The 20,976-nt window shown below is 68.2% G+C and carries 20 protein-coding genes and 4 pseudogenes; 19 read left to right on the forward strand and 5 right to left on the reverse strand.

Translation table 11 applies throughout. The features are described 5' to 3' along the window. Positions 1-18 precede the first annotated feature (18 nt). From AC0OLQ_RS16675 to AC0OLQ_RS16715, 9 genes and pseudogenes are all read left to right on the forward strand, one after another. Positions 19-1,281: an ABC transporter substrate-binding protein gene (locus AC0OLQ_RS16675; protein ID WP_484532102.1), complete on the forward strand. Its 1,263-nt coding sequence runs from the start codon at positions 19-21 to the stop codon at positions 1,279-1,281. A 149-nt stretch (positions 1,282-1,430) separates the two neighbouring features. Next, the gene (locus AC0OLQ_RS16680; protein WP_484532103.1) at positions 1,431-2,285 is read left to right on the forward strand and encodes a carbohydrate ABC transporter permease; all 855 of its coding nucleotides are present in this window, start codon (positions 1,431-1,433) and stop codon (positions 2,283-2,285) included. Then, entirely contained in the window at positions 2,282-3,133 is an 852-nt protein-coding gene (locus AC0OLQ_RS16685; RefSeq protein WP_484532104.1) for a carbohydrate ABC transporter permease, read from the forward strand. Before AC0OLQ_RS16680 ends, AC0OLQ_RS16685 begins: the two co-directional genes overlap by 4 nt. Positions 3,134-3,170: 37 nt before the next feature. Then, positions 3,171-4,487 carry an ADP-ribosylglycohydrolase family protein gene (locus AC0OLQ_RS16690; protein WP_484532105.1) on the forward strand — a complete coding sequence of 439 codons (1,317 nt, stop codon included), beginning with the start codon at positions 3,171-3,173 and terminating at the stop codon, positions 4,485-4,487. A 3-nt stretch (positions 4,488-4,490) separates the two neighbouring features. Next, entirely contained in the window at positions 4,491-5,279 is a 789-nt protein-coding gene (locus AC0OLQ_RS16695; protein ID WP_484532106.1) for a glycerophosphodiester phosphodiesterase, read from the forward strand. Then, positions 5,267-6,970 (forward strand): glycerol-3-phosphate dehydrogenase/oxidase, encoded by a 1,704-nt coding sequence (locus AC0OLQ_RS16700; protein WP_484532107.1) that lies wholly within the window; start codon positions 5,267-5,269, stop codon positions 6,968-6,970. Before AC0OLQ_RS16695 ends, AC0OLQ_RS16700 begins: the two co-directional genes overlap by 13 nt. Then, positions 6,967-8,421: a mannitol dehydrogenase family protein gene (locus AC0OLQ_RS16705; protein ID WP_484532108.1), complete on the forward strand. Its 1,455-nt coding sequence runs from the start codon at positions 6,967-6,969 to the stop codon at positions 8,419-8,421. Before AC0OLQ_RS16700 ends, AC0OLQ_RS16705 begins: the two co-directional genes overlap by 4 nt. 69 nt (positions 8,422-8,490) lie before the next feature. After that, positions 8,491-8,670: pseudogene (locus tag AC0OLQ_RS16710) on the forward strand (aldehyde dehydrogenase family protein); the annotation flags it as partial. 25 nt (positions 8,671-8,695) lie between these two features. Next, a complete protein-coding gene (locus AC0OLQ_RS16715; RefSeq protein WP_484532366.1) occupies positions 8,696-9,004 on the forward strand; it encodes an aldehyde dehydrogenase family protein in 309 nt (102 codons plus the stop codon). A gap of 146 nt (positions 9,005-9,150) precedes the next feature. Here AC0OLQ_RS16715 and AC0OLQ_RS16720 read toward each other — a convergent pair whose 3' ends face one another. Continuing rightward, positions 9,151-9,516 carry a DNA polymerase ligase N-terminal domain-containing protein gene (locus AC0OLQ_RS16720; RefSeq protein ID WP_484532109.1) on the reverse strand — a complete coding sequence of 122 codons (366 nt, stop codon included), beginning with the start codon at positions 9,514-9,516 and terminating at the stop codon, positions 9,151-9,153. A 248-nt stretch (positions 9,517-9,764) separates the two neighbouring features. On the opposite strand from AC0OLQ_RS16720, the pseudogene AC0OLQ_RS16725 reads away from it, so the two are divergent. Continuing rightward, positions 9,765-10,541, forward strand: a pseudogene (locus AC0OLQ_RS16725) (transposase family protein). 461 nt (positions 10,542-11,002) lie between these two features. Continuing rightward, positions 11,003-11,098: pseudogene (locus tag AC0OLQ_RS16730) on the forward strand (RNA polymerase subunit sigma); the annotation flags it as partial. Positions 11,099-11,156: 58 nt separating this feature from the next. On the opposite strand, the gene AC0OLQ_RS16735 reads toward AC0OLQ_RS16730, so the two are convergent. Next, positions 11,157-12,191: an alpha/beta hydrolase gene (locus AC0OLQ_RS16735; protein WP_484532110.1), complete on the reverse strand. Its 1,035-nt coding sequence runs from the start codon at positions 12,189-12,191 to the stop codon at positions 11,157-11,159. A gap of 527 nt (positions 12,192-12,718) precedes the next feature. On the opposite strand from AC0OLQ_RS16735, the gene AC0OLQ_RS16740 reads away from it, so the two are divergent. Then, a complete protein-coding gene (locus AC0OLQ_RS16740) occupies positions 12,719-13,735 on the forward strand; it encodes a 3-keto-disaccharide hydrolase (RefSeq protein ID WP_484532111.1) in 1,017 nt (338 codons plus the stop codon). Positions 13,736-14,097: 362 nt separating this feature from the next. On the opposite strand, the gene AC0OLQ_RS16745 is transcribed toward AC0OLQ_RS16740, so the two are convergent. Then, complete coding sequence (locus tag AC0OLQ_RS16745; protein WP_484532112.1) at positions 14,098-14,820, reverse strand: DinB family protein; 723 nt, start codon at positions 14,818-14,820, stop codon at positions 14,098-14,100. Between the two features lie 106 nt (positions 14,821-14,926). Here AC0OLQ_RS16745 and AC0OLQ_RS16750 point away from each other — a divergent pair. Beyond that, positions 14,927-15,720, forward strand: a protein-coding gene (locus AC0OLQ_RS16750) for an IS5 family transposase (RefSeq protein ID WP_484532367.1) whose coding sequence is annotated in 2 segments (ribosomal slippage) — positions 14,927-15,263 and positions 15,263-15,720 — 795 coding nt in all. Because the reading frame shifts where the segments join, the coding sequence is not laid out codon by codon here. On the opposite strand, the gene AC0OLQ_RS16755 is transcribed toward AC0OLQ_RS16750, so the two are convergent. Beyond that, positions 15,717-16,091 carry a hypothetical protein gene (locus AC0OLQ_RS16755; protein WP_484532541.1) on the reverse strand — a complete coding sequence of 125 codons (375 nt, stop codon included), beginning with the start codon at positions 16,089-16,091 and terminating at the stop codon, positions 15,717-15,719. The two genes, AC0OLQ_RS16750 and AC0OLQ_RS16755, sit on opposite strands and share 4 nt — an antisense overlap. Here AC0OLQ_RS16755 and AC0OLQ_RS16760 point away from each other — a divergent pair. Together AC0OLQ_RS16760 and AC0OLQ_RS16765 are read left to right on the forward strand one after the other, a co-directional pair. Next, on the forward strand, positions 16,018-16,557 hold the full coding sequence (locus tag AC0OLQ_RS16760; protein ID WP_484532368.1) for a transposase: 540 nt from the start codon (positions 16,018-16,020) through the stop codon (positions 16,555-16,557). The genes AC0OLQ_RS16755 and AC0OLQ_RS16760 overlap by 74 nt on opposite strands. A 580-nt stretch (positions 16,558-17,137) precedes the next feature. Next, positions 17,138-17,422, forward strand: coding sequence for a transposase (locus AC0OLQ_RS16765; RefSeq protein WP_484532369.1), 285 nt, complete (start codon positions 17,138-17,140; stop codon positions 17,420-17,422). 88 nt (positions 17,423-17,510) lie between these two features. Here AC0OLQ_RS16765 and AC0OLQ_RS16770 read toward each other — a convergent pair. Beyond that, positions 17,511-17,648: pseudogene (locus tag AC0OLQ_RS16770) on the reverse strand (DDE-type integrase/transposase/recombinase); the annotation flags it as partial. A 320-nt stretch (positions 17,649-17,968) separates the two neighbouring features. Between AC0OLQ_RS16770 and AC0OLQ_RS16775 the strand changes: the two are divergent. From AC0OLQ_RS16775 to pcaG, 4 genes are all read left to right on the forward strand, one after another. Continuing rightward, positions 17,969-18,787 (forward strand): CoA transferase subunit A, encoded by an 819-nt coding sequence (locus AC0OLQ_RS16775; protein WP_484532113.1) that lies wholly within the window; start codon positions 17,969-17,971, stop codon positions 18,785-18,787. Continuing rightward, positions 18,784-19,554: a CoA-transferase subunit beta gene (locus AC0OLQ_RS16780; protein ID WP_484532114.1), complete on the forward strand. Its 771-nt coding sequence runs from the start codon at positions 18,784-18,786 to the stop codon at positions 19,552-19,554. The genes AC0OLQ_RS16775 and AC0OLQ_RS16780 overlap by 4 nt, the downstream gene beginning before the upstream one ends. 101 nt (positions 19,555-19,655) lie before the next feature. After that, positions 19,656-20,408 (forward strand): protocatechuate 3,4-dioxygenase subunit beta, encoded by a 753-nt coding sequence (gene pcaH, locus AC0OLQ_RS16785; protein ID WP_484532115.1) that lies wholly within the window; start codon positions 19,656-19,658, stop codon positions 20,406-20,408. Continuing rightward, positions 20,401-20,973: a protocatechuate 3,4-dioxygenase subunit alpha gene (gene pcaG, locus AC0OLQ_RS16790; protein WP_484532116.1), complete on the forward strand. Its 573-nt coding sequence runs from the start codon at positions 20,401-20,403 to the stop codon at positions 20,971-20,973. The genes pcaH and pcaG overlap by 8 nt, the downstream gene beginning before the upstream one ends. The last annotated feature ends 3 nt before the right edge of the window (positions 20,974-20,976 follow it).

The following is a 20,976-nucleotide window of genomic DNA, read 5'->3' on the forward strand; positions in this document are numbered from 1 at the left end:
TCACCGAGAGGCCGACGCATGCGCATCCCACCTCTGAAGATCCTGGCCGCCACCACAGCTTGCCTTTTGCTGGCGGCGTGCACCGGAGGGGTTTCCTCCTCCTCCGACAGCGACTCCAAGTCGCTCAAGTACCTGATCGAGGAGCCGGAGGACGCGGAAGCCCTGGAGGCCCTCAAGGAGCACATCGCTGACTTCGAGAAGAAGTCGGGCATCGACGTAGAGATCACCACGCTGCCCTTCGACAACATGCGCACGGTCCTGCAGACCCAGCTCCGCTCCGGTGAGGGACCCGACGTGTTCAGTTGGGGCTCGGGTCCGGGCTTCGGCGGAGCGCTCGTCAAGGCCGGCCTGGTGCAGGACCTGACCGGCGCCTACGACAAATACGACTGGAAGGTCTTCGACTTCGCCAAGGAGCGAGTCACCTACGACGGGAAGGTCTACGGGATCCCGGGAGAGCTCGAGACCATCGGTCTCTTCTACAACAAGAAGATGTTCGCCGATCTCGGGATCAAGCAGCCGCAGAACCTGGCTGACCTCAAGAGCGCCGCAGAAGCGGTTCGCAAGGCCGGCAAGGTACCACTGGCTGTCGGCGACAAGGAAGGCTGGGAAGGCGGGCACCTCCTCAGCATGGCCCTCTCGAGCGCCATCGGCGGGGACGGGATGGAGGCCCTCTTCAGCGGCCAGAAATCCTGGGAATCCCCGGAGGTCGTGGCAGCGCTGCAACTGTGGGCCGACTTCAACAAGGCGGGGTATCTTCCCAAGTCGCCCACGTCGGTGGATTACGACACCTCGACCGCGAAGTTCTTCTCGGGGGAAGCCGCGATGATCCCGACCGGCAGTTGGCTGGTCGGCGAGATCGACGACAACGTGCACTTCGAGGTCGGATACATCCCCTTCCCCGCATCCACTGGCCCCGGGATCTTCACCGGTGGCCTGGGCTCGGGGCCCTGGATCTCCAAGACCGCCCACAACAAGAAGGCCGCAGAGGAGTTCCTCGACTTCCTCGCGTCAGAGGAGCACGGCCGCTGGACAGTAAAGAACCTGCACACGATCCCCCCGAGGCCCATGGACACGGCTGACCTCGGCGTCTCGCCCCTGCTGGCCCAGGTGCTGGACGACACCGCCAAGGTGAGCGCGGGCGGCGACTTCGGCTACAACATCGACGTGATGGCCTCCGAGGTTCTCAACAAGGCGATTTACGACGGCGTGCAGGCCGTCCTCACCGGTCAGAAGACCGCTGAGGAAGTCGCCGCGAGTCTCGAGACATCGGCCAAGCGGTGACCACACGCGCCCCTGCCACGACGACGGCTCCGGCGCCGACCACGGCGCCGGAGGGCATGGCGACGACTCGTCGCCGCTGGCCCTGGCGAACCATCAAGGCGGAGACTCCGCGCGTTACGCGCAGAGCACAGGCTCGGCTGGGCGTGCTCATGGTGGTTCCGTTGGTCGCCATGGTCGCGGTCTTCCTGCTGCTGCCCATGGCAAACGCGGTCTACTACGTCTTCGTCGACTTCAACGGCTTCGACCCCAGCCCACCGTGGATCGGGTTCTCGAACTTCACGGAGTTGGCGCAGGACCCGGAGGTGTGGGCCGCGTTCAAGAACAACGTCCTCTGGATCCTCATCGGCACGTCCGCCCCCATCGTGTTCGGGCTGGGCCTCGCCGTGCTGGTCTGGAACATCCGGCGGGGGAGTGTCTTCTACCGGATCGCGTTCTTCCTGCCGTTCGTGCTGCCACAGGTGGCCGTCGGTGTCGTCTGGGGCTGGATCTACGAGCCTTCCCGAGGCTGGCTCAATCGTTTCCTCGAGACGGTGGGCCTGGGTTCCCTCGCCAGGGGATGGCTCGGTGACCCGAACAGCGCGCTGTACGCCGTACTCGGCACCGCAATCTGGGCCACCGTCGGCTTCGTCTTCGTCATCTTCCTGTCGGCGTTGCGGAACGTCGACGTGGACCTCGTCGACGCGGCCCGCCTCGACGGGGCGAACGCCTTCCAACGGCTGCGACACATCATCCTTCCGCAGATCATGCCGGTGTTCCTCATGGTCACCACCATCACGCTGGTGGGCGGCTTCAGTGTTTTCGACATCGTCTTCGTCATGACCGGCGGCGGCCCGGCGGGCGCCACGGAGGTGCTCGGCACCTACGCCTACAGCAGCGCGTTCCAGCTCAACCGGATCTCCTACGGCACCACGCTCGCACTGATGATCACGGTGATATCCATCCCGTTCGCCGTCTGGATGAACCGCCTGCAACGCAAGCTCTCACTCCAAGGGATGGGCGCATGAGCTACCACACCGCTGGGTCCACGAGGCGGAACCGTTTGCTGCTGACCGGCAAGCACCTCCTTCTACTCGGCCTGTCCGCGCTGATGCTGTTCCCTCTGGTGCTCACGATCTCGACAGCACTGAAGACCAGCCACGATGTGAAGGTGAACCCGTTCGGCCTGTTCTCGTCGTTCTCCACCGAGAACATCGTGAAGGCCTGGACGGTGGGGGACTTCGGCAGCTACGTGATCAACAGCTTCCTGCTGTCGGTGCCGAGCACGCTCCTCGTCGTAGTGCTCTCGACGATGGCCGGGTACGCGTTCGCCCGACTGCCGTTCCCCGGGCGCAGCCTGCTGTTCTACCTGGTGGTCCTGGGCCTGCTCGTACCGTTTTTCACCTACATGATCCCGCTGTATTTCCAGCTCCGCAGCATGGGACTGCTGGACAGCCTGCTCGGGGTCAACCTGGTGCTGGCCAGCACGGGCCTGTCATTCGGCACGTTCTTCATGCGGGCGTTCTTCTCGGACCTCCCTGTCGAACTGGACCAGGCCGCGCGCATCGACGGCGCCTCCGAATGGCAGATCTTCCTGAAGGTGATGCTCCCCCTGGTCAACTCGGGAATCGGCGCACTCGCCGTCTTCACCTTCTTGCAGAACTGGAACAACTTCCTGGTGCCGCTGCTGTACATGCCAGGCGGTGAGTACCGCCCGCTGACGACGGGCCTGTACCTCTTCCTCGGTGGGCGCTCCATCGACATCGGGCCGCTCGCGGCGGGCACGCTGATCACCATCCTGCCCGTCGTGGCGCTCTTCATCGCCATGCAGAAGCAGGTCACCCAGGGCTTCCTCTCCGGGGCCGTGAAGGGCTGACCCGCCCCCTCTGCCTTCCCTAGAGTCAGGACGCAACATGCACGACGTACTTGATCCGCGGGACCTCGTGCCGGACGAGGCCGAGCAGCTCGCCCTCAGCGGGTACCCGGTCGGTGACCTGGGGGCCGCCGCCCGTGAAGCGGCGACCGAGGGCGACCTCACCGGGCTGACCGAGGTGCGGACGCGGCTCGCGCGGCTCGAGCGGGATCCCGACTGGGACTTCGAGGAGCCGGAGGACGACCGCGTGCTGCTGGAGCACGCTGCCACCGCGCCGGCGAGTGAGGTCGACCAAGAGCTGCTGCCGGAGCGGATCCGAGGCGCTTGGCTGGGCCGCGCGGTGGGCAACACGCTCGGCAAGCCGGTGGAGGGCCTGACCCGCCCGGAGATCGAAATCTATCTCCGCGCCGTGGGGCAGTGGCCGCAGACCGGCTATCTTCCGCTGCTGGACCCGTTACCCGACGGGGTCGGCGCGCTGCACCCGTCCGCACCGGTCGCGACGGCCGGTCGCTTCGTCGATGTGCCCCGCGACGACGACATCGACTGGACCATCCTGGCCCTGCACGTCATGGAGACCCACGGAGCCGGCTTCACGACGGAGCAGATCGCCGCCGCGTGGCTGGACCGGGTGCCGTTCACCCAGACCTACACGGCCGAGCGGGCGGCGTACCGCAACCTGATCGGTGGTCTGCGCCCACCCACCACCGCGACCATCGACAACCCGTACCGAGAGTGGATCGGCGCACTCATCCGGGGCGACGCCTTCGGCTACGTGTCGCCGGGCGATCCGGCGGGCGCGGCTCGCCTAGCGCTCGTGGACGCCCGGCTGAGCCACACGGCCAACGGCAAGTACGGTGAGATGTGGGCGGCCGCGCTCGTGGCCGCGGCACTCGCCGTCGACAGCATCGAGCAGGCCCTTCGCCACGCGCTGGCTGTGGTGCCACCCCGTTCCAGACTCCACTCAGCCCTCGCTCATGTGCTTGCGCTGCGTCAGCAGGGCGCCCGGCGAGTCGAGGCGCTCGACTGGGTGGACGAGGCGCTCGGCGACTACCCCTGGGTACACACGATCAACAACGCGGCGCTCATCTCGATCGGCCTGCTGTGGGGCGGGCACTTCATGGACGCGGTCGGCCTCACCATCTCAGGTGGCCGTGACACCGACTCCAATGCCGCGACAGTCGGCAGCGTCTACGGCGCGCTGCACGGTCCCGACGGCATCCCGGCGGAGCTGGTGGGGACCACGCACGTTCACGTCCGCAGCGCCGTGCGGGACTTCGACCGCATCACGATCGCGGAGCTGGCCGCCCGGACTGCGCGGCTCGCGAGCACGCTCACGTCCGCCAACAGGGGGAGCTAACACATGACCTGGCGGGTCTTCGAGGACCAACCCGCACTGATCGGCCATCGGGGGATGGGGCAGGGCCTCGTTGCCGGGTATCGGGAGAACACCGTGGAATCCTTCCGCGCGGCGGCGGAGGCTGGCCTCGACTGGGTGGAGCTCGACGTCCAGCGTACGGCGGACGACGACCTCATGGTTACCCACGACCCTGTCCTGCCCGACGGACGCTACATCGCGGAGATGACGAGCGGCCAGGCGGCCCAGCACGGTCTGGTCCGGTTGGGCGACCTTCTGGAGCAACTGCCGCTCACTCTGGGTGTGGTGTTCGACGTCAAGTCGGGGTTGCACGATGCCGCTCGGTCCGCGGACGCGACCACCGCGACACTCCTGGCGCGCTCCTGTGAGCGCATCCTGGGGGCCAGGCCTGCGCTCGCTCTCTCGTTCGACCCGGGAGCCTTGAGACACATGCGCGAGGCCGTGCCCGACATGGCGCTCGGTCTGCTCACGTGGAAGCAATTCCCCATCGGGCATGCCGTCGCGGCCGCCGCCCACCTCGACGTGCAGGTGCTCGCCGTACACACCAGCTCGTTATGGCGCGCCCCCTCGGCAAGCGCCACCGCGCCGTCGATCGAGACGGTCGTTGAGAAAGTCCATGCCTCGCAGCGGCAGGTGCTGGTCTGGTGCCCGAACACGCGCGAGGCGCTCGACTTCGCGGCGGCACATGTCGATGCCCTGGTGGTCGACGACGTGCCCCGGCACGTACAGCAGTTGTCCGAATCCAGGAGTGCGGATCACTCATGCGCCCGGTAGCCCTGTCGCCGCAGTTTCGCGAGCGCTCCCTCGCCGCGATGGCCGCCGACGGCGTCGACCTGCTTGTCGTCGGCGGTGGCGTTGTGGGAGCGGGCTGTGCGCTAGACGCCGCCACCCGGGGACTCCGGGTGGGACTGGTCGAGGCGCGGGACTTCGCCGCGGGAACGTCCAGCCGCTCGAGCAAGCTCATCCACGGCGGCCTTCGATACCTTGAGATGCTCGACTTCGGGCTGGTCGCCGAGGCGCTGAAGGAACGGAGCCTGCTACTCAACGATCTGGCGCCACACCTGGTCCGTCCCGTGCCGTTCATGTACCCGCTCATGCATCGCGGATGGGAGAGGTTGTACGTCGGAGCGGGTGTCGCCCTCTACGACGGGCTGAGCCTGCCGTCCCGGCGCCCGCGTGGTGTCCCCGGGCATCGGCATCTGAGCCGGCGTAAGGCACTCGCCCTGGCACCGGCGCTCCGTGAGAACGCGCTTGTCGGGGCTGTTCAGTACTACGACGCCCAGGTCGACGACGCCCGGTACACACTCTCCCTGGCCCGGACCGCCGCCGCCTACGGCGCCCACGTCGCGTCACGGGCACGGGTGCTGGATTTCACCAGGTCGGGCGACCGGGTGACCGGAGCTGTCGTACACGACCCGGAGCGCGACCGGACGATGACGGTCGCGGCGAAGCACGTCGTCAACGCGACGGGCGTCTGGACCAACCAGACGCGGGCGTGGGCTGGTGGCGCCGTCTCCCCGTCCGTGCGCGCCAGCAAGGGAACGCACCTGGTCGTGCCGCGCGACCGGATCAACGCTCAGACCGGAATGATTTTGCGCACCGAGAAATCGGTCCTGTTCGTGATCCCCTGGGGACGCCACTGGCTGGTGGGTACGACGGACACGGACTGGGGCTACGACAACGACGACTGTGTGGCCACGCGCGACGACGTGGACTACCTATTGGCCCGGGTCAACACCGTCCTGCAGCGCCCGCTCACCCACGCGGACATCGAGGGTGTCTACGCCGGGCTCCGGCCGCTGCTCTCGGGCGACTCCGACCTCACCACGCGCCTGTCGCGGGAGCACACCGTGGCCAGCCCGCGGCCCGGTCTGACCATCGTCGCTGGCGGCAAGTTCACGACCTACCGCGTCATGGCCCAGGACGCGGTCGACGCGGCGGTCAACGACCTGCGTGGGCTGCTCCAGTGGCAGGCGCCCGAGTCGTGCACGGCGAAGATCCCGCTGCTCGGAGCGGACGGCTACCCGGCGCTGTGGAATTCTCGGCATGCGATAGCCGAGCGCGCGGCATTGCCTGTGCAGCGGGTCGAACACCTCCTCGGTCGCTACGGATCCCTGCTGCCCGAGGTTCTAGCCACGACTGACGACGACGCCTCCCTCGCCGAGCCGGTATACGGAGCGGAGGACTACCTGCGCGCGGAGATCATGTACGCGGTCACGCACGAAGGGGCCAGGGACCTCGAGGATGTGCTGACCCGGCGCACACATATGCGGATCGAGACCTTCGACCGTGGACACCGCTGCGCCGAGGAGGTGGCGGGCCTCGTAGCCCCGGTGCTCGGGTGGAGCGCCGGGCGTGTCGCGACCGAGGTCGAGAACTACCGCTCGCAGGTCGCCTTGGAGCGGAAGCACGCGGACCTGCCCGACGAGCAGCTCACCGATTTCTTGCAGGCGAAGGTCGCATGACAGCCGAGCAGGTCCTGGCCCGTGCCCGCACGGCAGGCTACGAACGAGCCGGTGTGACGCCGGGGGTCGCGCACATCGGCGTCGGCAACTTCCACAGGGTGCATCAGGCCGTCTACCTGGACGAGCTGTTGGCGCAACGTACCGACCACAGCATCTGGGGAGTGCTCGGCGTCGAACTCCTCGGCAACCAGCACGCTACACATCGCGCGTCGGCCTTCGCAAAGCAGGGAAACCTCTACAGCCACACCGTGTTCCATCCCGACGGCGCGCGGGAGTGGCAAGTTATCGGCTCGATCGTCGATTACCTGCACGGCCCCGCCGACCGGGCCGCGGTGGTCCATGCGCTCAGCATGGCGAACATCCGGGTGGTCAGCCTCACCATCACCGAAGGCGGTTACCACCTCGACCCGGTCACCGGCGAGTTCCACGTTCACGAGCCGGAGATAGCCGCAGACCTCGCCCGGGAAATTCCGGAGACGACGTTCGGCGTGCTCACCGCTGCTCTGCGCGCGCGAAGGAACGCCGGAGCAGGCCCCTTCACCGTGCTGTCCTGCGACAACTTGCCGGACAACGGGGCGGCTGCTCGAGCAGCGACCCTGGGTTTCGCCGAGGCTGTCGATCCGGGGCTCGCGCGCTGGATCGAGCGAAATGTGACCTTTCCCAGGTCCATGGTCGACCGCATCGCTCCCGCCGTGACCGCGTCCACCCGAGAAACACTTAACGCAGTCACCGGCCTACCGGACCGGGTGCCGGTCTTCAGCGAGGCCTACCGCCAGTGGGTCGTCGAGGACGAGTTTTGCAGTGGGCGTCCCGCCTGGGAGGAGGTGGGCGTGGAGGTGCGGGCGGACGTGGCGGCGTTCGTCACCGTGAAGCAGCGGCTCTTGAACGCGGCCCATTCGATGCTCGCCTATCCCGCGCTCCTCGCTGGGCACACATACATTCACGAGGCGGTCGCCGATCCTCTGTTCGCCGGGCTGGTCAGCACCTTCATGGCCGAGGATGTCGCGCCATGGCTGCGCCCGCCGAGCGGCGTGTCGTTGGCAGCGTACGCACGTCAGGTTTTGACCCGTTTCGGCAACCGGGCCTTACCCGACACGGTCGCGCGCGTCGCCAGTGACGGAGCGGCCAAGCTTCCGGCCTTCGTCCGCGCCACCGCCATCGAGCTGTTGCATGGGGGTGACGTCCGCCGGCTGGCGCTGCTAGTTGCTGCCTTTCGGACTTACGTCAACGCCTACGACGGGCGGGGTGGGACGGTTGCGATGGAGCCGAACCTGCACGACAGGGATTGGCGGCTCTTGCGGTCCGCCGACCCGCTGGATGCGTTGGAGGCGGGTCCCTTCCAGGGCTGGGGACTGGCCGGGCACGCGGGGTTCGTGGAGTCTTACCAGACGAGTGTCGTCACGCTTGCCTCTGCGGGCGTGCACGCTGCTGTTCGCCGCGCGGTGGCCTAGCTTGATCGTTAAGCCCAAGGGCCTTGCGGAATCCTGACCCGGCCGTGGCGACGTCGTCGGAACCGCGGTATCGAGGAAGGCACCCGGATCGTCGTGGCCGGACCCGACCGACCCGACGAACTCCCCGACGGGTACTACGTGCGACCGACCGTGTTCGCCGACGTTACCAACGACATGACGATCGCACGCGAGGAAATCTTGGACCGGTCCTGTCGGTCATCACCTACCGCGACGAGGACCCACGCCGTCGAGATCGCCAACCACCACCTACGGCCTGCACGCCTACGTGTTCTCCAGCGACCCCGCGCGAGCACGCCGCATCGCGTCCCGCCTCGATGCGGGCCGGGTGTCAGTCAACGGCGGTTACGAACCAGTGTCCCCGTTCGGAGGGTTCAAGCAGTCGGGCCTCGGCCGCGAATACGGCAGCTTCGGTCTTGAAGGTTTCCTGGAACCCCGGGTCCGTAATGCTGTGACGGGCACGGCCCGACCCCGTAGCTGGTATGCGTACGAGTACATCCGCAACTCGTGGCGCATCCAGCACGGGTCCGGCCGACCTGCGCAGAGCCCCAGGTCAACGCGCTGAGCACTGACATCTCTGTCGCGAAGCTACATCGAGCGCCCAGGCCCATGCATTACCGCTGCCCAGCAGTTCGACTCTCGGGCGGGGCCGGTTGAGCTCAGCAGGAGATAGTCGTTCCGACGGTCGCGGGGGTGGACCTCGGGAGCCTGCTATCCGCGCTCGTCCGAAGGCTGCTCTTTCGTCAAGTGGAGCAGCCACCCCTCGCCGGTGCGGATGAGCGCGTATCGCCGGCGGCCGGTGCGGCCGTGCAAGGTAAAAAGCATGCGGCGCTCGGTGCGGTCGTGCTCCTCCCACGTGCCGATGTCGGCGATCGACTTGTCGGCGTCCTCGTAGGTGAGGTGATCAAGGTGGTGGTCGGGCACGGCGATCGCGAGCCGGTTGTCACTGGAATCGTCCGGCAGGCCGCGAGGCACCGCCCATGAGCGCAGCACTCCATTCTCCTCGAGCCGCAGGTCAAAGTGCGGTCGTGGTTTGCGGTGGTGGTGCAGGACGAAGACGCGCGGCACCCTTGCCATTGTGGGCCCCCGCCGACTCTGCCGCCCGTCAAATGCGCACGCTGAGTTCGTTACCGCTCAACAGTAGAGGCGACCTTCGCACCGACGAGGTCCTGGTACAACGCCCAGTCCGGCTCGGTCTCGGCTGCGGCGTGCACATCCGCGTCCACGGGTCAATGTTCATTGCCAACGCTCATGTTGGGCAAGGCTAAGGGACGTCTCGTAACCCCGGCGTCCGTCCGATCAGGACGATCGCCGATGATGCCTGGGTGCAGGTGATCTCCGCAGCGCGCCCCGAGTGGATCTTCCCGTTCACCGGGCTGCAGCCGGCTCAGTTCCGCCGCCTGGTTCCGCCTGGTCTCCGAGCGCGGCGGGGACGCCATCGCTGACGGCCGGCCGGGCCGGCAATGGGCCCTTGACCTGCCCGATCGGGTGCTGCTGCTGGCCGCATACTGGCGCACCAACCTGACGATGCGATCGGGCCACTGTTCGGGGTGTCGCACTCCGCCGCGCACCGGGTCATCGACACCCTCGGACCGCTGTTGGCCCTGGCACCAGTGCGTCGGCGCCCGGTCGACCAGATCGCGATCGTCGACGGCACGCTGATCCCGACCCGGGACCACCGGCTGGCCGCGCCGAGCAAGAACTACCGGTACTCAACCAACCTGCAGGTCGCTATCGACGCCAGCACCCGCCTGGTCATCACCCTCGGTGACCCGCAGCCGGGCAACCGCAATGACACCATCGTCTACCGCACCTCCGGCATCGACCAGAAACTGGCCGACCGCCCGGTCATGGCCGACGGCGGCTACCTGGGCAACCGCGAGGTGATCATGCCGTACCGCAAGCCCCGCGATGGCACGCCGCTGCCGGCCTGGAAGGAAGACCTGAACGCCCAGCACCGCACCGTCCGCGCGCAGGTCGAACACACCCTGGCAAGGATGAAGTGCTTCAAAATCCTGCGCGACTACCGCCGCGCCGCCCGCACACTGACCGACACCGCTTCCGGCATCGCCCACCTGCACAACATCATCCTGGCAGGGTGACCCCAGACCCCTGCCGGGCAACGCCTCCACCGTGTTACGAGACGTCCTTTAGGGCGGGTAATAGCCCATTGCCGATCCGTTTGCACAAGCCGGCGGGCCACCCACGGGCCATAGGCCGGTGTGACTTCAAAGTGAACCAGGCCAACCGGCGCTGCGCCGACCCGGCGAAACGCGGTACCGATCTCTGCGATTCCAAGCTGACCGCCTGGAAGCCACAAGTGGGAGCCACCGGGGCGAACTGGGCCGGACGGACCGGAACGGATCGAGTTGCCGCGCGCCTGAGGATTAGGACCAGGCGGACCGGCCGTGACCAGTGCGGACGTACTTCTCGGCACCCGCAGCACCGTCGTGTAGTGGAATGGGTCCGCACGGAGCAGGCACTGGCGGACCGCACACAGGGTGCGGCAGCGGCGAGGATGGACGTGCCGTTCGACGAGGTGGCCGAGAGTGTCGCTGCCCGCATGGATCGCGAGCAGGTCCACCACTGCCTGCAAGGGCTGACCGCCTTACAGCGGGAGGCGGTCACGCTTGCCTACCACGGCGGCTACACCTACCGCGAGGTCGCGGAACATCCCCCGCTGGTGACCGGGTCGGTCACCAGCGGGCGCTCGTGCGTTACTGCTCGAGGGAGTGGGTCGCCACACCGCGCCCGGTCTCGAGCGCCCCGAGCAGCATCGGCAGCGATCGGTGCAACTCCCGCTGCCAGTACGGCCAGCTGTGCGTGCCGGGGCCGTAGAAGTCCGTCGTGACGGAAACGCCGAGCTCGCGCAGCTGGGCGACGAAGTCCATATTCTCCTGGTGGATGAGCGCCTCCAGACTGTTGGTCTGGCCCGGCGGGTCGAATGGTCCGCCGGCCGTGCCATCGCCGGTGGCCACGAAGAGCGCCGTGTGCCGCAGCTGCTTCGCCAGGTAGTACGGGTCGTGGGCCTGCCAGATGTCCCGTTGCGCGACCGGGTCGCCCCACAGCGCGTACGGGTCCAGCCCGGTGCGTCCGAAGAACGGCAGCCAGTAGGACGGGTCCTTCAGCGGGTGCACGACGCCGCTGAACGAGGCTGCCGCGCGGAACATGCCCGGGTTGCGGGCCGCGTACGACATCGCCCCGAAGCCGCCCATGGACAGGCCGGCGATGACGCGCTTCGGGCCCGCGCCATACCCGCGCTCGATGATCTGCCGCACCTCGGTCAGATGGAACGTCTCCCAGGCCGGGGCGCCGCCCTGACCGCCATTCCACCAGTCGCTGTACCAGCCGGCGGCACCCGCCTCCGGCATCACGACCAGGACGTCCCGAAGTTCCGGGATGCTCGCCACGTCGGTGGAGCGGGTCCAGCTGACGTACGAGTCGCAGCAGCCATGCAGCAGGTAGAGCACCGGCCAGTGGTCCCCGGGCGCCCGCTGCTCCCACCCGTCGGGCGTCAACAGCCGTACCTTGGCGGCGGTGCCGAGCGCCGGCGACTGGATCGTCAGATCGACCAGGCGTGGCCCGACAGCCGTCTCCTCGGCCACGTACGCGCCGTCGGAGGCCTGGATTCGCGCGGCGGCGACGACGCCGGCTGCCGCCGAGTCGGGGGCCGCGACGGCCGCGGGTCCGGCCATTCCGGCCAACGCGAGCCCGACCGCCACGGCGGCGCTGATCGCCGATAATCTCCTCATGACTCCTCCTCCGTGACTGCGGGGCAGGCTGCGCCGCGCGGCCCTTCACGGTCCGGACGGAACGATCCCGATCGTTTCCTGCAGGTGGCGGGAGGCAAAGCCGTCGAGCGTCGACCAGCGGCCAGCGGACGGGCGTGAGCGGTGATCGGCAGGTGCTGCGCGACGAGCGGTCCTGCTGCGAGTCGATGCGTGACGTCCCCAGTGCTGCGGCGCAGGACCTCCGGCGGCCGCGACAGGTCGACCACGGTCGTCGGCTCTGTGCCGTGCTCACCGGCGATCACCGCGGCCCCGCGAGGCACCTCTCTGGACTCGGCTTTCTGCCGGTCGACGCAAAAGATGCGTGTGCCGTGACGGAACTTCTTGATGTATCGATGACAAGAACCTACGTTCGGGCGAGGAGCACTTGTCATGTAACGCGCTCTGGGAGGCGCCAGACCTCGCCGGGGAACGAAAGTCCGATGCAGACGGGAAGCTGACGCGCTAGGACCGGCAGCGCCGCCTCCATCGGTGAGACAAGGAGGTTCAGCGTGGGTAGCAGGAATCGTTTCCTCGCGGGTACGTCGATCCTCGCCGCCGCGGTCCTGGGCGCAGGTTTCGCGGCGGCGCCGGCCATCGCATCGCAATCGTCGTGCGTCGCGGCGGACGGCCGGCCGACCGTCCGCTTCCTCGACTACGACAGCGGCGTGGCGAACCGGACCGTCGACGGCGGCTGCTCGATCAACGACCTGATCGACGATGAGCGTGCCTGGGCCAACCACGGCGGATTCGTGGCGCACGTGACGCATGTCGCCCGGAATCTGGTCGGCGCCGACGTGATCACCACCGAGGAGGCTGCCGCGCTGACCGAAACCGCGGCACACTCCGACGTGGGGAAGACGATGAGCTATGTCAGCCTGTTCGACGGGACGGCCGAGTCGTACGCGAACTGGGGCTACGTCGGCGGCCGTGGGTTCGCCCTGCGCGACGACGGGTCCATGGTGACGACCAACTCGCCCGCCGGCGGCGGGCTCGGCATGCTCTGGTACCGGGCCGCCCAGTTCGGCGACTTCTCACTGCGCCTGCAGTTTCGCGACGAGCGGGGCGGGGACGCGAACGCGCGGTCGAACAGCGGAGTCTTGGTGCGGTTCCCCGGCGTCGATCCGGCCACCACCCCCCAGTGCAACACGACCGATCCGGCATGGGTTGCCGTGAACTGCGGCCACGAGATCCAGATCAACGACTCGCCGGAAATCGGCAGCAACGACCCGCGGAAGACCGGATCCGTGTACGGGTTCGCCGACCTGAACCTCGCCCAGGCCCGCCCGACGGGCAAGGAGGTCTGGAACGACCTCGAGATCCGGGTCGTCGGCCAGCACTACACCGTAATCCGCAACGGGGTGGTGATCAACGAGTTCGACAACGTGCCCGGCCTGCCGTTCCCGGGCCGTCCGACCGACCCGGGCACCAGTGGACGGCAGTACGCCCAGGGCTACATCGGCCTGCAGAACCACGACGGCGGCTCAGTCATCGCCTTCCGCAACGTACGGGTGCGGGACCTCGGCTGATCCTGGCCGGGTGGCGGGTTTTGGGCTGCGGTGATCCGCCGGGCTATCCCGTGCCCGGCGGATCACCGCGCCGCACGCCCGGCGTTCACCTCACCTTCGAGAGCCGCCGCTGTATCGGTGCCCAGGCGGCCGACGCCGCCGCCGTGCTGGCCCGCGCCGTCAACAAGCTCGTGCAGAGCGGCGAAGTGCCCGCCGACCAGCGGTGGCGGGCACTCGAACTCCTGGCCGTCGACTGCCTGGCCGGGCAAAGATGCCCGGCCGCCTGCGGCTCCGCCCGTCCGAAGAGCAGATCCGGGTCCTTGCCCGGCACCGCGACGCAGTGCCAGCGCAGCACAACGTCCCGCTCCACGGACACACCACACCTACGGAGCCCCCCGACGCGACAGCTTGTCCAGGTCGCGCACGCAGAAACCGTGGTGTTCCCATTCCTCGTTGAGCACAGTGCCGAGGCATTGCCGCATGCGCCGGCCCTTGGCATACGGGGGCCATCTGTCGTCGTCCGGCACCGGCGCGGGCTTTGCGAGCTGCTCGGGTGTGACCTCGGCCAGCCACGCCTCAATCTCTGACGCCTGCCGATCGCGCACGGTTAGCACTTCGTCGAGACCCGGCCGGGCGGACCTGTCAAGCCCCAGCCCCTCCTGATCCGGCACGAACGGAGATGCCAGTCCCATCGCCGTGAACGGCTCGGTCAGCCCGAGTACGCAGCGCCGAAACCACGAATCGTGCACGAAGACGAGATGACGCAGAGTCTCGACCATCGACCACTCGCCGTCGACGCCGAGATCCTCGCTGCCCTCGGCCATCGACCCGGCCCGCTCGGTAGTCGTCGCCCACGCATTCCGCAGCTGTCGCCAGGCCTCGCGCAGGTCGGCCGGTTCATCGGAACGGATCAGCAGCCGCACCGGGTGCCGGCGGTCGAGCTCCGCCTCGACGTACGACATCACCTCCACGCCGTTGACCACCAGGTTGGTGACCAAACCATCGATCTCAACGTCCTGCATGACCACACCGACCAGCCGCGCCCTACTCAGGTCGCACTCGCGGAACTCCGCGCCCGTGAGGTCTTCGTCGTTGAAGCGTCGCATGCGGACAGATTAAGAGTTCCTAACAAAATGATCTCTGGGCCTTCCGTCGCTTGTAGAGCCTGATCTACGATGTCGGGCCGTGAGGCGTGGTGAGCAGCCGCCGTGGATCGTGCCGGACGGGCTGTGGCAGCGCATCGAGCCGTTGCTGCCCAAACCCGTGCGCAACCCGCGGCACCCGGGGCGCAAGCGGATCCCGGACCGGCAGGTGCTGTGCGGGATCTTGTTCGTGCTGCACACGGGCATCCAGTGGGAGTTCCTGCCCCAGGAGCTGGGGTTCGGCTCGGGGATGACCTGCTGGCGGCGCCTGGAGGAATGGAACCGGGTCGGGGTGTGGCAGCGGCTGCACGAGCTGCTGCTGGCTGAACTGCAGGCCGCCGGGAAGCTGGACTGGTCCCGCGCCGTGATCGACTCCTCGCATGTGCGGGCCGCCCGACGTGGCCCAAAAGTGGGCCGAGCCCGGTCGACCGCGCCCGCCCGGGCTCGAAGCACCACGTCCTGACCGAGGGCGCCGGCATCCCCCTGGCCGTGTCGCTGACCGGAGGCAACCGCCACGACGTCACCGAACTACTCCCGCTGATCGACAAGATCCCGCCCGTACGAGGCCGCCGCGGCCGGCCCCGCCAGCGACCTGACCAACTGTTCGCCGACCGCGCGTACGACCACGACAAGTACCGCAAGGCGGTGCGCGCCACGGGCATCCGCCCGCGCATCGCCCGCCGAGGCCAGCCCCACGGCTCAGGCCTGGGCGCGTTCAGGTGGGTGGTCGAGCGCACGATCGCCTGGTACGACGGCATGAAACGGCTACGCATCCGCTGGGAACGCCGCGACGACATCCACGAAGCCTTCCTCGCCCTGGCCACCTGCATCATCACGTACCGACACGTCGCACGACTTTGTTAGGACCTCTTAAGCCCGGGTGGGGACAGCAGCAGCGCGAGTTCCCGGCGTTGGACCATCACCGACGGGCGCGTCCTTCCCCTGTAGCGCAGTTGGCCCCGTCGATCGGACCGGCCGAGGAGCAGCGTGCTCGGATTGGCGAGGCTGACGGTCGCCCGCCGATGATCGCCTCGGTCGCCGCGCAACCGGAACTTTTGCGAGCCGCACCGGCTGGGCTCGTACCGGCCGTCCAGTCGCTTGACGACCACCCCCTCGATCCCGGCCGCGGTGTAGGTGGTGAGCCAATCGCCCACCTCGTCCATGTCGGTGGTCTGCGGCGTGAGGGGCAGGTGCATTGGCGCCCACTTCACCTCCTGGAACGGCACCGCCCCCATCGACGCATCCTCCGGCGAACAGGTACGACACCGGCTCTCCCGCGCCGGCAACCGACAGATCAACCGGGTGCTGCACATCATGGCCACCGTCCAGCTACGCAACCCCACCGAAGGACGCGCCTACTTCGACCGGAAGAAGACCTCCGGCAAGACATCGATGGAAGCGATGCGAGCACTGAAACGACGCCTGTCCGACATCATCTACCGGCGCATGATCAACGACCCCGCAGCCACGATGGCGGCAGGCTCGAGAGGACACCGGGGAACGACTACTGACTCCAGCGTGACCAACTCGCATCCCCAAGCCGGCTCTTCGGAGAAGTCACCTCCCGGACCGCCGAGGCCCAGCTTAGAACCCTGCTCCCTACCGATCCTGGGCACGTTCACTCCTACGCCGACGGCCGTCATTGCCGACGTTCGGCCGGGGATCACGTTGGGAGCAACCGGGAGCATAGGACGGCGATGAACAAGCCCTGTGTCCAGACCTGCCGTCTATATTTTCCGCAGGTCATAGGCCTGCTGCGTCGTTGATCGTGCTTGATTGACCTCTTCGGGAAGACCGAAGTGGTCAAGCTGCCGGCACTACGGGTTCGAATAGCCTCGCCCGCCGCTCCGGCGGCCCCAGCGCCTGGTAATTCGGCCGTTGGGCCTCTATGCGTATCGCCCAACGGGTTTCCCCGCCGGCGTAACCATCCTCGAGGCGGCCGCCGCCCTCGCCGCCTGAGCAAGTCTGCTGGGTAACCCCTGGCGAAAGCAAGACGAATGTCACCGACGCCGTGAGCGTGGGCCTACGTCGCCGTTGGCGTGAGCTTGAGGGCCGCCCACCCGGGCTGTCGTTAGAGCCTGGAAAATAAGGGGTTTGGGCGGTTGCCGGTCCTGGCGAAGATCGATAATCGGGACGACGCCGGCGTGGCGGCGTGACATGGCGAAGGGCCTTCGGTACGAGCAAAGGCGACTAAACGAGCACGACCGAAGGCCCAACCCTGTCTGTATAACTTGTCGCCGGCGTCGCCGCACCTACCACCCCGGCCACCGTTGACGATCACCTGCCCACCGCCCGGCCGCGGCACTATCCGTCCGACACTACGGATGCCGAATGGCAGGTCCTGGCTCCGCACGTGCCGGCCGGGACCGGACGCGGCCGGCCGATCATCTACCCCCGCCGGGACATCGTGGACGCGATCCGCTACCTCGACCGGACCGGCTGCCAGTGGGACGCGCTGCCCGCCGACTTCCCGCACCACAAGCTCGTCTACCACTACATCACGACGTGGACCCGCGACGGGACGCTCCACCGCAACCCACGGAGGCGCCAGGAGAGCCTCAATTGATCCCCAGGTCGTTAGCTGGGTGCCGTTGCGTTGCCTGGGCGGGAGACGCGTCAGGCCGGGGTCGGGGTCCGCGGTCAGAGCGCCCGGGCTAGCGCATGGGTCGTAGCCGGTGTTTGAGCTGGCTGTGATCGGCCTCAATGGGATTGTTGGCGTGCCGCTCGACGTGATGCCAGGCCGAGGGGACGAGTTCGTCGAGCACGGCGGGGTAGACCGGGGCCGCGTCGGTAACGACAGAGGCGGTGCAGCGTCCCGGAGAACACCGAAGTGGTCAAGTTGGCGCTGCAGTGGCGCGGACACTCATCGGTGCGTCCTCGGTCTCGGCGTGGCAGCTGGCCACCATGCAACGTGCCGCCGACCGCCACGGCTGGACTCGCGTCGTCTCCATCCAGAACCAGTACAGCCGTTCAGCGCGAGGAGGAACGAGAGATCTTCGGGCTGCTCGCCGGCATTGACGGATCGCAACGCCGGGAACTACGTTCGATATAAGGACGAGAGTTCGGATAGCGAACTGCGGTCGTCGACGGTCCCTTGGAGGCGGGGAGGCTCATGGCGAAGGTCGTCTCGCTGGCCGAGGGTGTGGCGGACCTGGTCCGCGACGGGGATGTGGTGGCTCTGGAAGGGTTCACACACCTCATTCCGTTCGCCGCCGGCCACGAGATCATCCGTCAGGGCCGGCGGGATCTGACCCTGGTCCGGATGACCCCGGATGTCATCTACGACCAGCTCATCGGCGCGGGTTGTGCCCGCCGGCTGGTCTTCTCGTGGGGCGGCAACCCGGGGGTGGGATCGCTGCACCGTTTCCGCGACGCGGTGCAGAACTCCTGGCCGGTACCGCTCGAGTTGGAGGAGCACAGCCACGCGGGCATGGCGAACCGGTACGTGGCCGGGGCTTCCGGGCTGCCGTTCGCGGTCCTGCGCGGGTACACCGGCACCGACCTGCCCCGGCACACCGACAACATCCGACCCATCACCTGCCCGTTCAGCGCCGAGGTGCTCACCGCGGTCCCGGCGCTGCGTCCCGACGTGACAGTGGTGCACGCCCAGCGTGCCGACCGGGCCGGCAACGTGCAGATGTGGGGCATCACCGGTGTGCAGAAGGAGGCCGTGCTTGCGGCGCGCCGGTCGCTGGTCACCGTCGAGGAGGTGGTCGACCATCTCGAACCCGTCCCGGAGCAGGTCATGCTGCCCGGCTGGGCGGTGACCGCGGTGGCCGAGGTGCCGGGCGGCTCTCATCCGTCCTACGCCCAGGGCTACTCCGTCCGTGACAACGACTTCTACGTCGCATGGGACGCGATCAGCCGGGACCGAGACACGTTCCGCGATTGGATGGAGCAGCACCTGCTGAAGGCTGAGGTGCGGGCGTGACCGTTGAATACACCGCCGACGAGATGATGACCGTCGCCGCCGCCCGGCAGTTGCGGGACGGCAGCACCTGTTTCGTCGGCATCGGCCTGCCCAGCACTGCGGCGAACCTCGCCCGCGCCACGCACGCTCCGAAACTGGTGCTCATCTACGAGTCTGGCTGCCTCGGGGCGAAACCCGACCGGCTCCCGCTGTCGATCGGGGACGGCATCCTCGCCGACACCGCCGACGCCGTGGTCTCGGTGCCCGAGGTGTTCAACTACTGGCTCCAACCGGGCCGCGTCGACGTCGGCTTCCTCGGCGCCGCGCAGCTCGACCGGTACGGCAACATCAACACCACGGTCATCGGGGGCGACTATGACGACCCGAAGGTACGGCTGCCGGGCGCCGGCGGCGCGCCCGAGATCGCCGCGTCCTGCGGCGAGGTCGTGGTGGTCGTACGGCAGAGCCTGCGGACGTTCATCGACCGGGTCGACTTCGTCACCTCGGTCGGCTACGGCGCGGGGCCGGGCGACCGGGAGCGGCTCGGCCTGCGCGGCGGCGGCCCCCGGGTGGTGATCACTGACCTCGGCGTTCTGGAGCCCGACCCAGACACCTGCGAATTGACCCTGACCCGGTTGCATCCCGGGATGACGGTCGACCAGGCGCGGGCCACCACCGGCTGGAACCTCGGCGTCGCCGACCATCTGACGACGGGCGAGCCGCCGACCGAGCTCGAGCTCACGGTGCTCCGCGCGTTGGAGGCAACGAAGAAGGGATCGCCTCGGTGAGGAACGATGCCGACATTCTCGACGCCGTGTATATCGCCACGATCTGTATCGGAATCGGCCAGGGGCTGGCCGTCGTGCTGGAAGCCTGACGGGAGAGGACGATGACCCAGGACACCGTGCGCCGGATCGACAGCGGTCTGGCGCTGCCCCAGTACCGGCGCGACGACGTCGACGCCCACCCGCCCCTGCTCAGTCCCGGCTACAAGTCCACTCTGCTGCGCTCGCCGCGGCAGCCGCTGACCTACCTGCGGCAGCGACTCAACGAGGTCACCGGGCCGCTGCTCGGGGAGGGGCGGCTCGGCGAACTCGACCACGACCTGACCCGCCAGCACGAGGGCGAGCCGCTGGGGCAGCGGATCATCGTGCATGGCCGGGTGCTCGACGGCGACGGTCGTCCGGTGCCGCAGACCCTGGTGGAGATCTGGCAGGCCAACGCCGCCGGGCGCTATCGGCACGCGGTGGACAACTGGCCGGCCCCGCTCGACCGGAACTTCGACGGGGTGGGGCGGGTACTCACCGACGACGCCGGGCGATACCGCTTCATCACGGTGCAGCCGGGCGCGTACCCGTGGAAGAACCACGGCAATGCCTGGCGGCCCGCGCACATCCACTTCTCCCTCTTCGGCCGCGCCTTCACCCAGCGGCTGGTGACGCAGATGTACTTCCCCGGCGATCCGCTCTTCTTCCAGGACCCGATCTTCAACTCGGTCCGCGACCTGAAGGCCAGGGAGCGGATGATCGCCCGCTACGACCACGCGACGACCCAGCCCGAGTGGGCGCTGGCCTACGAGTTCGACATCGTGCTGCGCGGCCGGGAGAGCACCCCCTTCGAAGACGAGGACGACGATGAGTGAGCAGCTGGGGGTCACCCCGTCGCAGACGGTCGGGCCGTACCTGCACATCGGTCTGCTCTGGCCCGACGGCCCGTACGTCGTCCCGGACGGCACGCCGGGCGCGTTCTGGGTTCGCGGGCAGATCTTCGACGGGGCCGGTAACCGCGTCGTGGACGGGATGGTCGAGATCTGGCAGGCCGATCCGGACGGCCGCTTCGACCATCCAGACGATCCCCGCGGTGCCCGGCCGCCGTCCGTGTCGGGGTTCCGGGGCTTCGGGCGCAGCGCCACCGACGCGCAGGGGCGGTACGAGATCCTGACCGTCAAGCCGGGCTCGCTGCCCGCTCCGGACGGCGGTACCGAGGCGCCGCACCTCAACCTGTCGGTCTTCGCGCGGGGGCTGCTGCACCGCGTCGTCACCCGGCTCTACTTCCCCGACGAGTTGGCGGCCAACGACACCGATCCCGTGCTGCGCAGCGTCGACCCCGACCGCCGCCATACGCTGCTCGCGAGCGAGGCCCCGGAGGGGCTGCGCTTCGACATCCATCTGCAGGGGGAGCATGAGACCGTCTTCTTCGCCGTCTGACGG

This window comes from Micromonospora sp. Utrum1, from assembly GCF_057197805.1.